3 protein-coding genes are annotated in these 2,246 nt (G+C 70.8%); 1 reads left to right on the top strand and 2 read right to left on the bottom strand.

All coding sequences use genetic code 11. From position 1 onward, the window contains the following. Positions 1 to 353, bottom strand: a 353-nt coding sequence (locus tag VH112_04735) for a LysR family transcriptional regulator (GenBank protein HEX4539531.1), incomplete at its 3' end; no start/stop codon positions are given. A gap of 193 nt (positions 354 to 546) precedes the next feature. On the opposite strand from VH112_04735, the gene VH112_04730 reads away from it, so the two are divergent. After that, positions 547 to 2,046: an HAD-IB family hydrolase gene (locus VH112_04730; protein ID HEX4539530.1), complete on the top strand. Its 1,500-nt coding sequence runs from the start codon at positions 547 to 549 to the stop codon at positions 2,044 to 2,046. Between the two features lie 4 nt (positions 2,047 to 2,050). Here the strand turns inward: VH112_04730 and VH112_04725 are convergent. After that, a partial coding sequence (locus VH112_04725; protein HEX4539529.1) for a hypothetical protein occupies positions 2,051 to 2,246 on the bottom strand: 196 nt, incomplete at its 5' end.

Raw genomic sequence — 2,246 nt, 5'->3', positions numbered from 1 at the left:
AGCTTGGGGTGTCGCGCCGCCGCGGTCTGGAGGAGATGGGGGGCGAGCCAGCGGGCCGTGGTCCCCACCATGCCGATGCGGACGGTGCCGGCGACCTCGTCTCGGAGCGCGGCGAGGTCGCCGATGACCGCCTCGAGCTCGACACCCACCCGTCGAGCCCGGGCGGCGACCGCCTCCCCCTCTTCGGTCAGATCGCCGGTGGAACGGTCCACCAGGACGGCGCCCACCTCACGCTCCAACCGGGCGACGTGAGCAGAGATATTCGACTGGACGGTGTTGAGAACGTCGGCCGCGGCCGTGAAGCTGCCCTGGTCGGCGACGGCCAGCAGTGCGTTCAGCTGGCGGAGATCCATCGCTTCAAATGATGACACATATCACCAGGAACTGTTGGACAGATGGTGGCTGGACGTCGATAATGAGTGTCAGACCACAGAGGGCCGTGATTCCCCCCTCCCGGCACCTCTGGGATCTGAGTGAAGGGACCGGCTACCCCCCCGGCCGGTCCCTTCGCCGCGTCTGGGGGGAGTGGGGGAGTAGCGTGAGCACATGAGCGCGGGGGCCGCCTTCTTCGACCTGGATCGCACGCTCCTCAAGGGCCCGAGCGGACCGGCGATCAACGAGTCCGTCGCCGAGGCGGGCCTGACCGGCGGCCGACGGCTCCCGGGCGAGGCGCTGCTGTTCGGCATCTACAACCTCATGGGGGAGACCCTGCCGTCCATGGCGCTGACGAGGAGCGCGGCGCTGATGGCCCGCGGCTGGCCGGCCGATGTCGTCCGCCAGGCGGGCAAGGCGGCCGCCGAGCGCCTGGAGCCTCTCGTCAGCCCGTACGCCCGGCTCCTGCTGGCCGACCACCGGCGCGCCGGCCACCCCCTCGTCATGGCCACGACGACGCCGTACGACCTGGTCGCGCCGCTGGCCGAGCGCCTCGGCTTCGATGACATCGTTGCGACCCGCTACGCCGAGCAGGACGGCGTGTACACCGGCCGGCTGGTCGATGGCTTTGTGTGGTCTCGGGGCAAGCTCACCGCCGTCAGGCGCTGGGCGCGCCACGCGGGAGTCTCCCTCGAGGAGAGCTTCGCGTACTCCGACAGCGTGTACGACCTTCCGCTGCTCTCGGCGGTCGGTCACCCTCATGCCGTGAACCCTGATCTCCGCCTGCTGCCGCTGGCCCTGCTCCAGCGCTGGCCCGTGCTCCACCTGGACGTGCCCCCGGGGGTGCCGAAGATCATGGGCATGGAGCCCCTCGATCTCATGCGACTGGTCGTGCACCCGCAGCTGCTGCCGTTCGTCCGGCTCGACATCGGCGACGTGAGCCACATTCCCGACCACGGACCAGCGGTGCTCGTTGCCAATCACCGCAGCTATTTCGACGTGGTAGCGCTCGGCCTCACCGTGCTGAAGAGCGGGCGCCCGCTTCGCTATCTGGGCAAGAAGGAGGTCTTCGACGCGCCGGTGATCGGCCCCATGGCGAAGGCCATGGGGGGCATACGGGTCGAGCGCGGGAGCGGGTCGGACCAACCGCTGCTCGAGGCGGCCCGTGCGTTGGAGGCCGGCGAGCTCGTGGCCATCCAGCCTCAGGGAACCATCCCCCGCGGCCGCGACTTCTTCCATCCGGTGCTCAAGGGAAGGACGGGAGCCGCTCGCCTGGCCGCCATGACCGGCGCTCCCGTCATTCCCATCGGGCTCTGGGGAACCGAGGCGGTGTGGCCGCGCTCGTCCCGGATACCCAACCTGACGAACGTCCTGCATCCGCCCGCGGTGCGCACACGGGTGGGTCGCCCCGTGCGCCTCGAGCTGGTCGACGCCGAGGCCGACACCGAGCGCATCATGGCCGCCATCGTCGACCTTCTGCCGCCCGAGGCCCGCTTGCCGCGGGAGCCGACGACAGAGGAGATCGCCCGGGCCCTGCCCGCCGGTCATCAGAAGGAGACTGCCGCGCCCGGCCGGGAGCCCAACGCACGGGCTGGCACCGGTCGCCGAGGCGGCACCGCTCCCGCTAAAGCAGCCCGTAACAGAGCCACGAAGCGCGCGCCCACCATCACCTGAGCTCTCAGGCGCTGGCCGCGACCCGCCCCGCCTGCTGGGTGGTGATGCCGGCGATGCGGTCGACGGGCGCCACGAGCCAGACCTGGTCGGTGAACGCACTCCACTTGCCGAGCAGCGACGCCGCACGGCTCGAGCCGGTGAGCTCGTGGTGGCGCTCAACGAGCCACCGGAGCTCGTCGACATGCTGGGAGTCCGGGCGC

It is taken from the genome of Acidimicrobiales bacterium, from assembly GCA_036270875.1.
Lineage (GTDB): Bacteria > Actinomycetota > Acidimicrobiia > Acidimicrobiales > AC-9 > AC-9.
The sequence above is the reverse complement of the archived record's forward strand: the minus strand, read 5'-3'. Positions and strand labels throughout refer to the sequence as shown.